The sequence below is a fragment of the Niveispirillum sp. BGYR6 genome (assembly GCF_027568365.1).
In the GTDB taxonomy this organism is placed as follows: domain Bacteria; phylum Pseudomonadota; class Alphaproteobacteria; order Azospirillales; family Azospirillaceae; genus Niveispirillum.
This window is the reverse complement of the sequence record NZ_JANLNL010000001.1, coordinates 443690-459511: the sequence shown is the minus strand read 5'-3', so window position 1 is coordinate 459511 and position 15822 is coordinate 443690. Positions and strand designations below refer to the sequence as shown.

General features: G+C 62.9%; 13 protein-coding genes. 4 read left to right on the top strand and 9 right to left on the bottom strand.

Annotated features, from left to right (window positions below; genetic code table 11):
* Position 1: 1 nt before the first annotated feature.
* Positions 2 to 766 carry a 3-deoxy-manno-octulosonate cytidylyltransferase gene (locus PCJ49_RS01905; protein ID WP_269909457.1) on the bottom strand — a complete coding sequence of 255 codons (765 nt, stop codon included), beginning with the start codon at positions 764 to 766 and terminating at the stop codon, positions 2 to 4.
* A gap of 171 nt (positions 767 to 937) precedes the next feature.
* On the opposite strand from PCJ49_RS01905, the gene PCJ49_RS01900 reads away from it, so the two are divergent.
* Together PCJ49_RS01900 and PCJ49_RS01895 are read left to right on the top strand one after the other, a co-directional pair.
* The gene (locus tag PCJ49_RS01900; protein ID WP_269909456.1) at positions 938 to 1477 is read left to right on the top strand and encodes a cytochrome c family protein; all 540 of its coding nucleotides are present in this window, start codon (positions 938 to 940) and stop codon (positions 1475 to 1477) included.
* Positions 1478 to 1592: 115 nt separating this feature from the next.
* Positions 1593 to 2363, top strand: a complete 771-nt coding sequence (locus PCJ49_RS01895) for an inositol monophosphatase family protein (RefSeq protein WP_269909455.1) — start codon at positions 1593 to 1595, stop codon at positions 2361 to 2363.
* 18 nt (positions 2364 to 2381) lie between these two features.
* On the opposite strand, the gene PCJ49_RS01890 is transcribed toward PCJ49_RS01895, so the two are convergent.
* The gene (locus PCJ49_RS01890) at positions 2382 to 4337 is read right to left on the bottom strand and encodes an adenylate/guanylate cyclase domain-containing protein (RefSeq protein WP_269909454.1); all 1956 of its coding nucleotides are present in this window, start codon (positions 4335 to 4337) and stop codon (positions 2382 to 2384) included.
* Between the two features lie 285 nt (positions 4338 to 4622).
* Here PCJ49_RS01890 and PCJ49_RS01885 point away from each other — a divergent pair, with 285 nt between their 5' ends.
* The gene (locus PCJ49_RS01885; protein ID WP_269909453.1) at positions 4623 to 4859 is read left to right on the top strand and encodes a hypothetical protein; all 237 of its coding nucleotides are present in this window, start codon (positions 4623 to 4625) and stop codon (positions 4857 to 4859) included.
* A gap of 93 nt (positions 4860 to 4952) precedes the next feature.
* Here PCJ49_RS01885 and PCJ49_RS01880 read toward each other — a convergent pair whose 3' ends face one another.
* The 3 genes from PCJ49_RS01880 to PCJ49_RS01870 all read right to left on the bottom strand — a co-directional run bounded on the left by PCJ49_RS01880 (position 4953) and on the right by PCJ49_RS01870 (position 8833).
* Complete coding sequence (locus PCJ49_RS01880) at positions 4953 to 6326, bottom strand: globin-coupled sensor protein (protein WP_269909452.1); 1374 nt, start codon at positions 6324 to 6326, stop codon at positions 4953 to 4955.
* 262 nt (positions 6327 to 6588) lie between these two features.
* Complete coding sequence (locus PCJ49_RS01875; protein WP_089287178.1) at positions 6589 to 7221, bottom strand: ParA family protein; 633 nt, start codon at positions 7219 to 7221, stop codon at positions 6589 to 6591.
* 25 nt (positions 7222 to 7246) lie between these two features.
* A complete protein-coding gene (locus PCJ49_RS01870) occupies positions 7247 to 8833 on the bottom strand; it encodes a CYTH and CHAD domain-containing protein (protein WP_269909451.1) in 1587 nt (528 codons plus the stop codon).
* Positions 8834 to 9091: 258 nt separating this feature from the next.
* Between PCJ49_RS01870 and PCJ49_RS01865 the strand changes: the two genes are divergently transcribed.
* On the top strand, positions 9092 to 10288 hold the full coding sequence (locus tag PCJ49_RS01865) for a phosphoglycerate kinase (protein WP_089287180.1): 1197 nt from the start codon (positions 9092 to 9094) through the stop codon (positions 10286 to 10288).
* A 199-nt stretch (positions 10289 to 10487) separates the two neighbouring features.
* Here PCJ49_RS01865 and PCJ49_RS01860 read toward each other — a convergent pair whose 3' ends face one another.
* From PCJ49_RS01860 to PCJ49_RS01845, 4 genes are all read right to left on the bottom strand, one after another.
* Positions 10488 to 12080 (bottom strand): sulfatase-like hydrolase/transferase, encoded by a 1593-nt coding sequence (locus tag PCJ49_RS01860; RefSeq protein ID WP_269909450.1) that lies wholly within the window; start codon positions 12078 to 12080, stop codon positions 10488 to 10490.
* Between the two features lie 92 nt (positions 12081 to 12172).
* On the bottom strand, positions 12173 to 12958 hold the full coding sequence (locus tag PCJ49_RS01855) for a SprT family zinc-dependent metalloprotease (protein WP_269909449.1): 786 nt from the start codon (positions 12956 to 12958) through the stop codon (positions 12173 to 12175).
* Between the two features lie 596 nt (positions 12959 to 13554).
* Positions 13555 to 14808: a polyhydroxyalkanoate depolymerase gene (gene phaZ / locus PCJ49_RS01850; RefSeq protein ID WP_089287183.1), complete on the bottom strand. Its 1254-nt coding sequence runs from the start codon at positions 14806 to 14808 to the stop codon at positions 13555 to 13557.
* Between the two features lie 286 nt (positions 14809 to 15094).
* Positions 15095 to 15736 carry a hypothetical protein gene (locus tag PCJ49_RS01845; RefSeq protein ID WP_269909448.1) on the bottom strand — a complete coding sequence of 214 codons (642 nt, stop codon included), beginning with the start codon at positions 15734 to 15736 and terminating at the stop codon, positions 15095 to 15097.
* Positions 15737 to 15822: the final 86 nt, after the last annotated feature.

The following is a 15822-nucleotide window of genomic DNA, read 5'->3' as shown; positions in this document are numbered from 1 at the left end:
CTTAAACGGGGGCCAGCATCCGGCGGGCCTTTTCCAGATCCTCGGCCGTATCCACCCCCAGCGGCACGGTATCCACCACGGCCAGACGGATGGTCATGCCATTGGCTAGTGCCCGCAATTGCTCCAGCTTTTCCCGCTTCTCCAGCTCTGCCGGCGGCAGGCTGACGAATCGTTGCAGAGCGGGGCGGCGATAGGCGTAAAGGCCGATATGGTGGAACAGCGGCCCGTCCCCCCAGGGGGCGGTGGCGCGGGTGAAATAAAGCGCGCGACCGGACAGCCCGCCGGGGGGCAGTTCCACAACCGCCTTCACCACATTGGGATTGGTCCGCTCCGCCGGATCGCGGATGACAACGCCCAGTGTGGCAATATCCGTCTGCGCATCGGCCAGGGGGCCGAACACCGCCCGCACCGCCGCCGGTTCAATGGTGGGCAGGTCACCCTGCACATTGACGATGGCATCATGCTGGCCGTCAGGATCGACCTTGCACACCGCTTCCCAGATACGATCAGACCCGGACGGATGGTCCGGGTCGGTCAGTACGGCACGGCCACCGGCCGATTCCACCGCATCGACGATCGCCTGTTCGGCAGCCGCCACCACCACGGGGCCGATACCGGCCTCTGCCGCGCGGCGCCAGACATGCACGATCATCGGCAGGCCATGAATATCGGCCAACGGCTTGTTGGGCAGCCGCGTGGAAGCGAGGCGGGCCGGGACCACCACCAGAGGATTGCCCGGCAGGGCATTTTTCTGTGCATGCGTCATGATGATCTGTCCGTGCGACATTTGGTCCCCTGGGTCAAGGCGGAAACTCCATGTGCGACCGCCTGTCCTGCGTTAAACAACGCGCATGGTTTGCCTGACAGGCGGGCATGGACGTGCCTGTCTATTGGCGTTATTGTGCCCGCGCCCAGGGTACCCAAGGGATTAGGACTGATGGCTGGCAGCACCTTCAATAAGATTTTCATGGCGATCCTGACGGCAACGCTCGTTGCCCTGTTCGCCGGCTTCTTTTCCAGGAAGCTGATGCACCCGACTTATCCGACCGAGCGCGCCTATAAGGTGGAAGTGCAGGGTGGTTCTGCCGCGCCGACGGATGCGCCCGCCGCCCCGGCGGAGCCTGATCCGGTGACGCCGCTGCTGGCGGCTGCCGATCCGGCTGCGGGTCAGAAGCTCACCAAGGCTTGCGCGGCCTGCCATAGCTTCGAAAAGGGCGGCGCCAACAAGGTCGGCCCGAATCTGTGGGGCATTGTCGGCAACAAACATGCCCATGCCGAAGGCTTCGCCTATTCCGACGCCATGAAGGCGCAGGAAGGCACCTGGGATTATGAGCATCTGAACAAGTTCATCGCCAACCCGAAGGTCGGCGTTCCGGGTACGAAGATGAACTTCGCCGGCCTGAAAAAGGTGGAAGATCGCGCGGCCGTGATCGCCTATCTGCGCACGCTGGCTGACAGCCCGGTACCGCTGCCGTAATCGGCAAAGCGTTCGGAATATGCTAGGGAGGGGGTGGCTGATCAGCCACCCCCTTTTTTATTTGGATATCGCCACCGGCGCGCACGCCTGTGATCTTCGGTCTGGAGTTACCCCCATGTCTGCCATCGATCTTGCCCCCTATGTCGAACTGGCGATCCGTTGTGCCGATGCCGCCGGGGCCGTCGCCCGCCGGCATTACCGCACGCCGGTTGCGGTGGATGTAAAGGCCGATGCCTCGCCCGTGACCATCGCCGACCGGGAGGTCGAAACGGCCATCCGCGCCATCCTCACGCAGGAACGGCCCCAGGATGGCATCCTGGGGGAAGAGCATGGCAGCAGCCAACTCAATGCCGAATATGTTTGGGTGATCGACCCGATCGATGGCACCAAATCCTTTATCACCGGCCGGCCGCTATTCACGACCCTGATCGCCCTGCTGCACCGGGGCGTGCCGGTTTTAGGGATTATCGACCAGCCGGTGATCGGGGACCGCTGGCTGGGCGTGAAGGGGCAGCCCACGACACTGAATGGACAGCCGATTCGCACCCGCCACTGCCCCGATATCGCGCTGGCCACCCAGGCGGCGACCATGCCCTTTGCCCATGCGGAGTTCCGCCTGACCGAAGCGGCCAGCCGTTACATGGTCTGGGGCGGCGATGCCTATGCCTTCGGCCTGCTGGCTGCCGGTTTCATCGACCTGATGGTGGAAGCCGGCCTGCAACCCTATGATTGGGCAGCCCTGGTGGCCGTCATCGAAGGGGCCGGCGGCGTCATCACCGATTGGGAGGGCCAGCCGCTGCGCCTGGGCACCAGCGGCAATGTTGTGGCCGCCGGCGATCCCAGCCTGCACGCCAAATTGCTGGAAATGATCGGACGGCGGGGCTGAGAATCCCCTTTCCGCCGCTCATTTATCGCCCATCACCACCTTATCCCCCACCTCCCCGCGCTGCAGCCGGGCCAGATGCAGCGCGGTGGGGCCATCCTCCGGCGCATCCGCCGCCAGCGCGGCAAAGGCCTCCAAGGCTGCCGGATCGCCGGCTTGCATCAGCGCATAGGCCTGCTGATAACGCCGAATCAGGATTGTCTGCGCCTGAGACGGGGAGAGCGGCTGGAACACGGCAATTGGTTCCGTCTTGCCCTTCAGCACAATCTGGCCGATGGGCCGACGCGGAATATCGGGGCAGCGCTCCGCCGCCACGCCGCTCATCGCCACCCGGGTGCCGAAATATTTGTTCAGCCCCTCCAGCCGGGCGGCGGTATTCACCGCATCGCCCAGGGCGGTATATTCAAACCGCGCCTCTGCCCCGAAATTCCCCACGCTGGCCGGACCCGCATGGACGCCGATGCGGGTGATGCCAAAGGCCCGACCAGCCGCGATTTCTGCCTCCAGGAAGGATTGCGCGAAGGCATCCAGTTCCAGGGCACAGGCCACGGCGCGGCTGGTGTGATCCTGTTGGTCGCGCGGCGCATTGAACAGGGCAAACACCGCATCACCGATGAATTTATCCACCGTGCCGCCATGGCGGAACACGATATTCACCATCCCATCCAGATAGCGGTTCATCACATCGGACAGCGCCACCGCGTCCATGCTCTCCGAAATGGTGGTAAAACCGGCAACATCGGTGAAAATATAGGAGAGGTCGCGGCGCTTCGGGTCCAGTTGCAGCTTGGAGGGATCCTTCAGGATATCGTCCAACAAAGCCGGTGAGAGATATTTGGAAAAGGCCGCCTGGATGAATTTCTTCTGTTCCCGCTCCTGCCGGCCGGCATGAAGGTCGGACAGCCATAGCGCCAGACCAAAGCCCAGTGACGGGGCGATGATCGGCACCATCATGTTGGCATGACGGAACAACAGCAACCCCGCCAGCCAGATGCCGGCCAGCACCAGCAATGACAGCCCCATCCGCATCCACAGTGCCACATCCAGCCGGCCCAGCAGCGTGCCGGCCAGGGCGGCAGCCAATGTGGCCAGCAGGGCAATCCCCATCCCCTGAACGGGCGGCTGCCGTCCTTCCAGCAATTGCGCGATCATATGGGCATGGATCAGCGGTCCCGGCATCGTTGCCTGCCCTGGATCGGCCGCAGCGCGGAAGGGAGTAGCGTGCCGATCCATATCGGAAAGGTCAGCGCCCACCACCACGATCTTGTTCTTGAACCAGCCAGCCGGCAGCACGGGCACCGTCTGGGATGCGAAGGTCCTGAAAGGGGCGGTGGCGCTGTCCGGGCGGCCATGCCACGCCACGGGCGTGCCCGCTTGCAACGGCGGTTTCAGCCCCAGCTTGTCCAGCAGCGCCAGGGCAACCGGCGGGGCCTTGTCATCCGCCGGGTTCGGCTTGCCGGCATAGATGGTGCGGACAATGCCATCATAGGGGTCCTTTTCCAGATTGGCCGCCCCGCGCAGGGGCGGCGGTAGGAAATCATCCAGAAAAGCGGCCTGGGCGGCCGTCAACCCTTCCCTCTGGCTGCCATAGCTGGCCACCAGCGGAACACGCAACCCCGCCATCACCTGTTTCAGTCGCGCATCCTTGGCCGGTTCCGTGGGCGTATCCAGCAGGATATCGAAAAAGATGGCCCGCGCGCCCTTCTGTTCCAGGGTCAGCAACAGGTCAGCCAGAAAATCCCGATCAATCGGGGAACGATAGGGAAAACGGGTCACCGTCTCTTCATTGATGGCGACGAAGACGATATCCGGCTGTTGCGGTTCTGCTGGCAACAGGGTGGCGACACGGAAATCCGCCAGCCAGGTTTCCAGCGATGCCAGAAAAGGCATGAACCGCCCCAAGGCCACCGGCACCAGCGTGGCGGCGAGTGTCAGGCCCAGGATCACCATCCAACGGCGTACCAATATTGCTGTCACTCCCGGATCTCCAGCAAGGGCGAACTGGTTAAATCACACGCACCTTACCGTCATTTGCAAATCATCTCTTCAATGCAAAAGCTGAAAAATCCTCTGATCGGCGTGGCCTGCCGGGCAGAGCGGTGGCCGCGGCCCGGGCTGCCTCCATCGCCAACAAAGTCTGTAGATTGTTATCAATTATGGTTTTTGCTCTTTAAAATTGCAATTTAACTCATATGAACTACCCTGAATTCGCTCTTAAATTGAGAAAATCTCAAGGGAGCAGCCTCTATCTGAAAACGGAGAATGACGATGCATTTTTATCCTGTGACGATCACTGGCATTGATAACAACTTCAAGTGCACTGCCGAATCCGCCACCCTGTCGGGAACGACGCTGACGGCCTTTGCCACCAGTTCCCCCCTGCCTCATCCCCCGGGCAAGTACAATATCCAGGGCCCTGGCAGCATTCCGAATTTGAACGCCAGCCTGGAATATGCGTATCCGGCGATGGCGATCTTCAACCACGTTTCTGCTGCCTGAACAAAAGCGGGGACGCCAAGTTTGGCGTCCCCGTCATTTGAATTGCGCAGCTTCAGAGAAGATCGCGCTCAATCGTCACACAGTGACGTCATGTCAGGCTGACTTTGTCAGCTGATGGATCAACCGCTGCACGCCGGATCGCAATGCTTCTGCCTCTCGGCTCAGTTCGGTCGATGATGATGTCAACTCGTCTGCGGTTTGCCCGACGATGCGCGAGGCCGTGGTCACCCCGGTGACATTGCTGGCCACTGTGGCGGTCGCGGAAGCCGCGTGCCGAACGTTACGCGTAATCTCCTGCGTGGCAGCCCCCTGCTGTTCCACCGCCGCCGCAATAGTGCCAGCAATATGGTCCATGTCGCGGATCGTATGCTCAATGGCATTGATTGCATCCATGGCACGGGCCATGCGGTTCTGCATCTCCCCCACCTGGCGCACGATATCTTCGGTGGCCCTGGCGGTTTGCTGGGCCAGTTGCTTGACCTCGCCTGCCACCACGGCAAAGCCCTTGCCGGCTTCCCCGGCGCGTGCTGCCTCAATGGTTGCGTTGAGGGCCAGCAGGTTGGTCTGGCTGGCAATCTCATTGATCAGGTCAACCACCTGGTTGATGCGGGTGGTGGCGTCAGCCAGTTCCTGCATACTGCTGTCCACCGTCCCCACCTCATCCACGGCGGCGCGGGCGACCTGGGTTGACTGCACGACCTGGGCAGAAATCTCGTGAATGGCGCCGTTCAACTGCTCAGAGGCGGTGGCGACATGATTGACATTGTCGCTGGCCTGTCCGACCGCATCCCCCGCCAGGGCGGCACGATTGCTGGTTTCATCCGCCGTGTGCTTCATGGCGCGGGCATTGCTGTCCAGCCGCGCGGCGGCAGCAGCAACACCATCCACCATGGACCGGACATGGGCGTCCAACTCCCCGGCGATTTCCTGCAGCCGGCGGTTATGGCGTTCAGCATTTTCTTCCAGATAGGTGCTGATCACCAGATCCATATCCAGCATCACCGCCAAATTGACCGCCCGCATCACCTCTGCCAGATGCGCCGCTGTCGCATTCTGGCGCCGGCCGAACGGAAACCAGCCGCGGGGCGAATGGTTGTTCAACAAGGCCGCGTAAAGGCGGGAGAGCGTCAGGGCGTAACCGCCCAGGTACCAGCGCGGCTCCAGCCCCAGGGTACTGTGAACGCGCCCGATGGCGCGCACGCTGTCAAAATAGCTGGGACCGAAATCGCCGGAAAACAGGTTCAGCCAATGTTTCAGCTGCTTCTGTTTGGCATGGTTCATCGCGCTATCGTCCCGGAACATCCGGGACATGGTGGGCCAGGCGCGAAGATCGGCATAAAAGGCGTCAATGATGCCGGGCAGCACCTTGGCAATATCCGCCTTCACCCCGCCCAAAATGGCGCAGGTCGCGGCATCAATACCCAGAAAGCGTAATCTCTCTGCCCGTTCCTGCCCCTGATCCTGCATCCCCCTGCCCCCTGTTGCCAGAAATCCAGCATGGAAGCCGGACCCGATCTTCATTCTGCGTGTACGCGCAATGATTTGCAGACCTTATCGTCTGGATCGGGACTGGCAATGGATTTCTCTGCCTTTAGCCATTCAATGAACAGCAGGCGGGGAAAACTGCTTGCGGATTAATTGGCGCGGGCTATCGGATCGGCGGCCAAGACACGCTTTGAAAGGGAAATCACGTGCCTGTTTCCAATAGTATGAGTTTGTAAGCCGCGACTCAGCCGCGCCCAACATTCTCGATAAAGGCGAGCAGCGGTGCCCAATCCGCCTTGGCATCGGCAACCCGCTTGGTCTTGATGTCGAACAGGCTCAATCCCTCCGATGCCAGATCGGGGTAAAGCTGGCTGTCGCGCAGCCGTGCGGCCACCTGATGGCCGATATCGGACAGGAAAAGGTCCAGCCTGTCGGCCGCCTTGGTGCGGGGACGGAGCCGGTTGCCGACCACGGCGACCGGCACCTTGTTCTTGCGGATGGATTTCAGCTCATCCAGTTTCTTCAGGAAACGGGCGGTCGCCGCCTCATCAAAAGCACCCGGCAGCAGGGGCAGCACCACCAGATCGGCGATACGCACCAGTTCCTCCACCTCCTTGGGCCGCATGGCCGCGGGCACGTCGATCACCAGACGCCCCGGTTTGGCCGGCACCTCACCCAGTTCCTTTGTCCAATCCTCTCCCACAATGGGGGCAGCCGTGTCCGGGCGCCGTTTCAGCCAGCCCAGCGCCGATTTCTGCTTATCCATCTCCGCCAGGATGGTGTGATGGCCACCCGTGGCAAAGGCCGCCGCCAGATGGGTGGAGATGGTGGTCTTGCCAACGCCCCCCTTGATATTGCTGACAAGAACGGTAAGCATCGTTCATTAACCCTTTGATTTTCCGTTAAATAAGCGTGGCACCGTCAGTATTCTCCGCCGGCTCCCGCCAGAAGGGCTTGGTGTCGGCGAACCGTCGCCAATCCTCCACCACCCCGGATTCCATATCGTGCAGCCCCCTTGCGTGCCAGCCGGTGACCAGCCCGGCCCCGTGCTGCCAACCCTTGGTGGCCGGTCCAGTCGCCGTGTCCTCCAATTCCCGCATCAGCTTGGTCACCGTGGCAACATCTTGCAGATGGCCCAGCTTGTCCTGCAAACCGGAAAGATCCTCCAGGAAACGCCGAACGGCGCGCTGATCAAACAGGCTTCTAAAGAAATCAGCGGCATAGCGAAGTTTCTTCAAGGCAATTCGCAGCTCATGCCGCTCCGCCGGTTCCGCATGGGCGAAGCCACGACCGCGCCGGCGGGCCTGCTTGTACCGCTTGGTCAGCAAGGCACCCGCCATTTCCGATACGGGCCGCAGCAGCAGGGCGGAGCGTTCGCTGACCGGCTGGTTGCGCCAGCCCCTGCCATCCACCCAGGCCGCCAGTTCCAGCAGCAGGCCGGTATAGCGGGGTGACAGGATGGCTTCCCGCACGGCCTTATAGCCGGCGGCGTGGGCATCCTGTGCTGCCTTTTCCAGTGCCACCAGGCCGGGATGGCCGGGCAGTGCCGCGGTGACCGGCGGCAGCAGTTCGCCAAGGAACACATCCCATTCACGCGCAGCCCCCAGGCTGCCCGCCAGCCATTTCACCCCCGGCACCAGGGTTTCCTGCTGGTCTGCCGGAATGAACGGCCGGAAAATCTGAAAACTGGAGCGCAGGCGCCGCAGGGCGACGCGCATCTGATGCACCCCCTCCGGGTCTTCGCCTGCCAGGGCAGCGGCCTGATTGGCCAGCATATGGGTCAGACAATGGCGGACAACGCTGGCCAGCGCCTCCTCCACCGTCGTGTCTTTTTCCAGGGTCAGCTTGTCGGCCTTGCGGGTGGTCAGGCTGCCGCCGTCTGCCAGGGCATAGCCGCGTGCCGATTTGGTTTCCATCTCCAGCCGCACCGGTAGGGCGGCATGGATGGTGCGGGCCAGATGATAGAGGGACAGCGTATCCTCACCCTCCACCAGTTCCAGCTCCAGTTCATTGATGGGCAGGCTGGCACCGGCCGGGGTGACAATTTCCCCCTGATCGATCGCCACCTCAATCCGCACGCCCGGCGCCGGGGTCAACAGGCGGACCTGACGGCGGATGCGGGTTTCAAACACCGGCTCCAGCTCATCGGCGGTCAGCGGACCCAGGGGGGCCAGCACCGCCGGATCGGGCAAGGCGGCCAGATCGGGACGCGGGGCCGCCACCGGCACCTCCCATTCCCCGCGGACCAGGGCGCCAACGCCCGGCGGCGGGGCCGATTTCAGCGTCTGCACCAGCTTTTTACCCTGGCGGCGCACCCGCAGGGAAAGGCCATGCGCCTGCAGGCGGCGGTCGGCCGTGTCGAAATAAAGACTATCCAGCAGCTTGGCGGTCGGCTTTCCCTCATCCGGGGAGAGGACGGGCAGCTTGCGCAGCCGATCCATATCCTCTGCGGCGACGGAGAGTTTCAGTTCGATTTCGCGCGGCGACATGACAGCTCTTGGCTTTTGATTCCATCCTGAAAAGCCAACGCCAGCATGAAGATTTTCCACCGGCGCCGGGCTTTTGCGACAGAACGATGACAAGCCTGTGAAACGCTGTCTATCGCAGAGCGTGAATTTTTTATGAGTCTCTGTGGAAGGGGGCCCCATTCGCCCCCGTTGAAGGTGGGGCGCTTTTATGCTTCCCTCCGCCCGCCTCCCGCGCAATCCCTTGCGCAGGCCATACCATCCGAATTGGGGAAATCCGTCATGCGCTTCCAGACCCTCGATACCATTGATGTCACCGGCAAGACCGTCCTCGTCCGTGCGGACCTGAACGTGCCCGTGGCCGACGGGCAGGTGACGGATACCACCCGCATCGACCGCCTGATCCCCACCTTGAAGGAAATCGCCGCCAAGGGTGCCAAGGTGGTGGTGATGTCGCATTTCGGCCGCCCGAAGAACGGGCCGGATACCAAGAACAGCCTGCGCCAGGTGGTATCGTCGGTGGCCGCCGCGCTGGGTGCGCCGGTCGCCTTTGCCGAGGACTGCATCGGGGAGAAGGCCGCCGCCGCCATCGCCGCCCTGCCGGCCGGCGGTGTGCTGATTCTGGAGAATACCCGCTTCCATGCGGGCGAGGAAAAGAACGATGCCGATCTGGCCAAGGCCATGGCAGCCCTGGGCGATGTTTATGTGAATGATGCCTTCTCCTCCGCCCACCGCGCCCATGCCTCCACCGAAGGCATCGCCCATCTGCTGCCCAGTGCCGCCGGCCGGCTGATGCAGGCCGAACTGGAAGCCCTGGGCAAGGCGCTGGCCGCCCCGGAACGCCCGGTGGCCGCCGTTGTCGGCGGGGCCAAGATCTCCAGCAAGCTGGAACTGCTGCTGAACATGGTGTCCAAGGTGGATATGCTGGTGCTGGGTGGCGGCATGGCCAACACCTTCCTGTTCGCCAAGGGCGTTTCCGTTGGCAAGTCCCTGTGCGAGGTCGATATGGCCGAGCAGGCCCGCGCCATCATGGCCAAGGCAGAAGCCTCGGGCTGTGAGCTGCTGTTGCCGGTCGATGGCATGATGACCAAGGAGTTCAAGGCGGGTGCCGAACACCGGTTGGCCGATGTCACCGCCATTGCGGCGGATGAGATGATGCTGGATGTCGGGCCGAAGACGGTGGAATTCCTGGCGGTCAAGCTGCAGGGCGCCAAGACCCTGGTCTGGAACGGGCCGATGGGTGCGTTCGAGATTCAGCCGTTTGACAGCGGCACCAACGCCGTTGCCGGTCTGGTCGCCGGCCTGACCCAGCAGGGCCGGCTGCTCTCCGTCGCCGGGGGTGGCGATACGGTGGCGGCCCTGGAACATGCCGGTGTGGCGGCTCAGTTCTCCTATGTCTCCACGGCCGGCGGCGCCTTCCTGGAATGGCTGGAAGGCAAGACCCTGCCGGGCGTCGCCGCCCTGGAAAAGCACGCGTGATACCATCGGTCAAAAATTTTGACAGATGGTACGGCGCCGACCGGCGCCGCGCCGCACATGCGGCGTAGCCGAGCCCACAGGGTGGGCGCTGGCGATTGAAGGGCTGTAAAGAGTGACCATCGGTCGCTCTTTACAGCCACTGATATGATACATTTGGCCGGCGGTTCCAAAACGCCGGCCAAACCTCTTCTCTGCGGCCTCACACCCCGCCGGGTTTGGGGCCGCTATAGCTGCCAGCGATCAGGCCCAGCAGGTTTTCCATCGGGATGGCGGGGCTGTCGGTGGCCGGCAGCATCCCGTCCACCAGCCCCCAGGACCGCGCCGGCTGCAGCAGGGCACCATCCTTAGACAGGATATGCAGCGGCACGTGATGGCCGGCTGCCGTCGGATCAGCGATCCAGCCCAGGGCCGGATGATCCCCCAGCAGCAAAACCAGCGCATCATCCGGCAGCGACCGCGCCAGCCAATCCCCGGCCGCCCGCAGGCTGTAATCAATGGACTGGGCATAGGCGCCCGCCATGCCGCTGTAATCCGGGCGATCCGGCGGGCCATAGGTACTGCCATCCGCCAGCCCCTCCGCCCCGTCCCGCCAGGGCGGCAGCGGCGTCCAGGGGGCGTGGCTGCTGGTCAGTACCAGTTCCAGATAGGTGGGACCGGCGGCAAAGGGCCGGGTCGCATCCAGTGCCGCGAACAGCGCCTGATCCGGCATCGGCGACCAGCCATAGCGCGGCCCCTGATAGCCCAGGGCCCCGGCATTCAACACCCGGTCAAAACCCCATAGCCTGCCCTCTGGCCAGGGTCCGGACAGGCCGGGCATGATGGCCTGGGTATGCCAGCCGGCCTGTTGCAGGGCCGCGACCAGACCGACATGCCCCGCCGCCAGCACCAGCCCCTGCTGTGCCGGCTGTTCCTGGCGGATGCCGGCACGCAAGGTGCCATGGGCCAGCCAGCTGCGCCCGCCCAGCACCGGGCTGTCCACCAGCCCGGACAGCATGTGAAAGCCCTTGGCCGTCAGCTCCTGTTCCAGCAAGGCCAGCCGGGTGGAGACCAAGGGACCGTGGCGGGGATCGGTCAAGGCTGACTGGCCATAGGATTCCACCCAGATCAGCACCAGCGGCCGCCCCTTCAGCAACGCGAACCGCTGGGTCGCCGGGATGTCGGCCACCGGATCATGCGTCAGGGCAGCGGCCAGGGCCTGTTGCATCCGCCGCCCCTCTGCCACCCGCTCCCTCTGGTCAATGATCGCGGCGACACTGCCCAGGCTGAAGGGCTGCGCACCCGGCAGGCTACACAGGGACAATAAGGGCAGCCCCAGCGCCAACACCCCAGCCAGCCATCGCCCCTCCACCGTCGCCAGCGGGCGCACCATGTGGCGATAGGCGAGGGAGATAAGCCCGACCAACCCAAGCAGGATGAGGCAGAGCAGGAGGGCCAGCGGTATCGGCCCCACACTGCCCGCCAGCACACCCCAGAGGGCCGGCAGCAAGACCGGATCGAACAGCGGCTGCAGGGGCCGCCCCGCCGCCAGTTGCGCCCCCAGATCGGCCAGCCGCAACAGCACAAAGGGCAAGGTCAACAATGAGAGGAAGAGAATAACGCCAAAGCCCGACGGCCCCGTCCGCCGGGCCCAAAGCGCCAGCAACCCCAGCAACAGGCCCAATTCCGGTGCCAACGCCAGATGGGCAGGCGTCCCCAGGCGACCTGGATCGCCCGGCAGACCCAGCAACAGGCTGAGCAGCAGCAGCGGCACCATGATGGACAGAAAGGGTCGGAAAAGGCGTTGGATCATCATGCCGCTGAAAAATAGGGCGGAACATCGCTGCCGGCCAGACTGGTGGAGCGGCGAGATTTCACCCGGCAGGAGGACAGGTCCGCCGGCGGTGATCAGCCATAAGCGTGCAGTCGCGCCCCATTGACCCGCAGCCATTCCCGCGGCCCTTCCACCGCCGGTGTCAGGCTGGCGCAGAGTTCCCAGAAACGGGCAGAGTGGTTCATTTCCTTCAGATGCGCCACCTCATGCGCCACCACATAATCGAACACTGCATCGGGTGCCAGGATCAGCCGCCAGCAGAAGGAAAGCCGGCCGCTGGCCGAACAGCTGCCCCAGCGCGATCTTGTATCCCGTACCGACACACCCGTGACCTTGGCGCCCAGGGCAGCCGCCTTCAGCCGCGCCCGCGCCGCCAGTTGCCGGCGCGCCTCCGCTTTCAGAAAATCGGTCACACGCCGGTTCAAAAACGCAAGCTCGCCCCCCACCACCAGCAAAGGCTGCCCCGCCTCCACCATCAGCCGGGGGGCCAGCCGCTGGCCGGCCAAGTGGCGGATGCGATATTCCACCCCCAGAATCGGCACCAGCGCGCCATCCTGAAAGGTGAAACGGGGCGGTACGGCGGACAGGCGTTGTTGCAGCCATTCCAGATGGCGCCCGATGAAACGCTGAATATCGGCATCGGATACTTGCGGCGGGGTGGAGACACGCACGACATTGCGCACCGAATCCACCCGCATCGACAGGCGGCGGGAACGAGCCGAAACCCGTACCTCCACCGGTACCGGCACCGCCGCCAGCGCCATCAGGCGCGGGGTGGAGACGACAGGCGACCGGTGTCGTGGCGCCGGCTTGGCGGCTGCCGGTGTCTTGGAACGGTTGGGGCGGAGAAAGGAGAACATTGCAGGTCCGGTCAGGGCAGCATCCGCCTACCCTACCTGAACCGGCCGTCACCGCAAATGTCACGATGATGAAGCCTGATGACAGGCTGCTGGCTCTGCCCGGATCATTCATGGCCAGCGTGACAGCATAAAAGAAAAACCCCCGCAGCTGGATGCGCCTGCGGGGGTTCTCCGATCAAACGATCATTCCGCGTCGATGTCGCTAAGAATGATCAGGGTTTAAGCTGCGATAATCAGGTAATCGCGTAATATTGCTGCGGTGGAGTCATGCGTTAAAGCACCCTCCCTGGTTACGGATCGCAGTTGTTTGCCTGTTTTTCCTTAGGCCGCCCGCTGCGATATGGGCGTTTCGTTTATCAAACTGCCCTCCATGTCTTTGTTACGGTTTTATGGTGCCCCCGTTCCGGAAGGTCGTCAAGGGTCATTTATTGGAAAATGCGCAAACCTGACCGAAAGATGTAAAAATCTTCGAAAGCGTTTTTCACAAACGATGGTTCAGGGACAAAAAGGCCATAAAAAACACCGCGATAGCGGGGCTATCGCGGTGTTTTTCTGACACGCGCCGCCACCCGTCAGGTGGCTGATATAAGGATACCTCAGGCGGCCACAGTCTTGGTCCGGCTGGACCGCACTGCATCGTTTTGCAAGATGAACTGACGCACACGAGGTTCGATCTCTTCCCGCCATTTACGGCCGTTGAAGATGCCGTAATGGCCCACGCTTTTCTGCATATGGTTCAACTTCTTGCTTTCCGGCAGGCCGGAGCAGAGCCGGTGGGCCGCAATCGTCTGGCCGGGGGCAGAGATATCGTCCAACTCCCCTTCCACGGTGAACAGGGCCGTCTTTTCAATGGCGGACGGGTCCACCGTCATGCCACGCCACTTCATCCGGCCGGTCGGCAGGGCCCGTTCCTGGAACACCTGATTGACCGTCTGCAGGTAGAATTCCGAGGTCAGATCCATCACCGACAGATATTCATCATAGAATTTGCGATGGGCTTCGGCACTTTCACCATCACCGCGCACCAGATGGCGGAACAGCTTCAGATGTTCACCGACATGCCGGTCCAGATTCATGGACATGAAACCGGTCAACTGCACAAAGCCCGGATAAACCTGCCGCAGCGCACCCGGATAATAGAGCGGTACCGTGGTGATGACATTGCGTTCGAACCAGCTGATATCCTTATCTTCGGCCAGCTTGGTCACCACGGTCGGGGCGGCGGCCGTATCGATCGGGCCCCCCATCAGGGTCATGCTGGCCGGCTGGCAGGCATCATCCAGCTGGGCCATCAGCGCCACGGCGGCCAGCGTCGGCACCGCCGGCTGACAGACGGCCATGACATGCGTGTTGGGGCCCAGGTGACGGATGAAATCCATCACATAATCGATATAGTCTTCCAGATCAAAGCGGCCCCGCGCCAGCGGCACCAGCTTGGCGTCATGCCAGTCGGTGATATAGACATCATGATGCGGCAACAGGGCCGCCACCGTGCCACGCAGCAACGTGGCATAATGGCCCGACATCGGTGCCACCAGCAGCAGCTTTGGGTCGTCATGCGGGACGGCGCGGGCGAAATTCACCAGATTGCCGAACGGCTTTTCCAGCACTACCTTTTCGGTCACCGCCACATCGCGGCCATTGACGCGGGTGGTGGGCAGGCCGAATTCCGGCTTGCCCCAACGGCGGGTGGTCCGCTCAATCAGTTCAGCCCCGGCCGCCACAGCGCGGCCAACCTTGGTGTAAGAGGCAGGAACGAAAGGATTCTGCAAGGTTTGCTGTGTGGCCTCCGCCAACAGGCGCAGCGGTGTCAGGGCAGCATGATGCATGTCGTACAGATGATAGAGCACTTAAAAGCCCCTTTCTCGAACTGGGCGCAATCAACAACCCGCCGCGACCCTCTCCAGGGCAATCACGCGGCCACCAGACCCTTGGCGTCCCGCAATGTGGCACCCTGTCACAGCTTAACACAAAGGTATTCGCTGTAGATCAGGATGCAACAGTTTAATGACTTAAGAGTTAACGCTATCGCCCAGGGTTTGAGCGATGTTCAGGCGGTGTCCCCTGCCTCTTCCTTGTTCAATAAAGATGTTTCAAACACTTGTCCTGATTGGTGAACCAGCATTCGCCTTTGATTTAGGCGATGTCATGCACCTCCACCCCGGAATCGGCGTGACGTGCGATAATTTCACATGCCTGCCTTTCGCGTACCTCATCCCGCAGATTGACCCAGAGCAGCATTCCCCCGCCTTCCAAATGCGATGTGAGCGCCGCATTGCGCTTATTCCCGATCCAGCGCGCCAACAGGGCGCCCAGCCCGCCGCCGGCACCGCCGGCCGCGATCGCGGCCGCAGCGGCAGCCAGGGCAGTGCCACCGGTGGCCACCACCACCCCGGTTGCCGCCACCGCGGCGATATAGGCGGGCACGCCGATGGCCGCCCCCTGGGCATTGCCAATCTCCTCCGGTGCCACCACCGCCCGGCGGGCATTGTCTGGCGCATCATGGGCAATGTCACCCAGATCGCCCCGTCGCGTCACCCGCCGCAGAACCGACTCGTCATTGGCCATCAGGCTGAATTCGTGGGGAAAGAAGCCGGCCATCGACAATTCATCGATGGCTTTCTGCAAACGGTCTTCACTGCTGAACAGCCCCACCGCTTCCCGCATGGATCCCTGTTGTGGCACGGCGGCGGGGGTATCCGCCATGTGATGCGTGGGATGATGCCCGGCCGCGTGACCGGGCGGCTGGGTAATGTCGCGGAACGGCTTGTCGCTCATGGTCGCTTCCTCCATTCGGGTCAGGCGCTGTCAAGGCAACGTCCGGGCCGGTACAAAGGTTGCGCCCGCCCGCCGGGACAGGCTTT

Bases quoted from the DNA above. Each gene is read 5' to 3' on its own strand.
- PCJ49_RS01875 (WP_089287178.1), bottom strand. From the start codon at position 7,221: ATGCTTACCGTTCTTGTCAGCAATATCAAGGGGGGCGTTGGCAAGACC.
- PCJ49_RS01870 (WP_269909451.1), bottom strand. From the start codon at position 8,833: ATGTCGCCGCGCGAAATCGAACTGAAACTCTCCGTCGCCGCAGAGGAT.
- PCJ49_RS01905 (WP_269909457.1), bottom strand. From the start codon at position 766: ATGACGCATGCACAGAAAAATGCCCTGCCGGGCAATCCTCTGGTGGTG.
- PCJ49_RS01895 (WP_269909455.1), top strand. From the start codon at position 1,593: ATGTCTGCCATCGATCTTGCCCCCTATGTCGAACTGGCGATCCGTTGT.
- PCJ49_RS01880 (WP_269909452.1), bottom strand. From the start codon at position 6,326: ATGCAGGATCAGGGGCAGGAACGGGCAGAGAGATTACGCTTTCTGGGT.
- PCJ49_RS01900 (WP_269909456.1), top strand. From the start codon at position 938: ATGGCTGGCAGCACCTTCAATAAGATTTTCATGGCGATCCTGACGGCA.
- PCJ49_RS01855 (WP_269909449.1), bottom strand. From the start codon at position 12,958: ATGTTCTCCTTTCTCCGCCCCAACCGTTCCAAGACACCGGCAGCCGCC.
- PCJ49_RS01885 (WP_269909453.1), top strand. From the start codon at position 4,623: ATGACGATGCATTTTTATCCTGTGACGATCACTGGCATTGATAACAAC.
- PCJ49_RS01845 (WP_269909448.1), bottom strand. From the start codon at position 15,736: ATGAGCGACAAGCCGTTCCGCGACATTACCCAGCCGCCCGGTCACGCG.
- PCJ49_RS01860 (WP_269909450.1), bottom strand. From the start codon at position 12,080: ATGATGATCCAACGCCTTTTCCGACCCTTTCTGTCCATCATGGTGCCG.
- PCJ49_RS01865 (WP_089287180.1), top strand. From the start codon at position 9,092: ATGCGCTTCCAGACCCTCGATACCATTGATGTCACCGGCAAGACCGTC.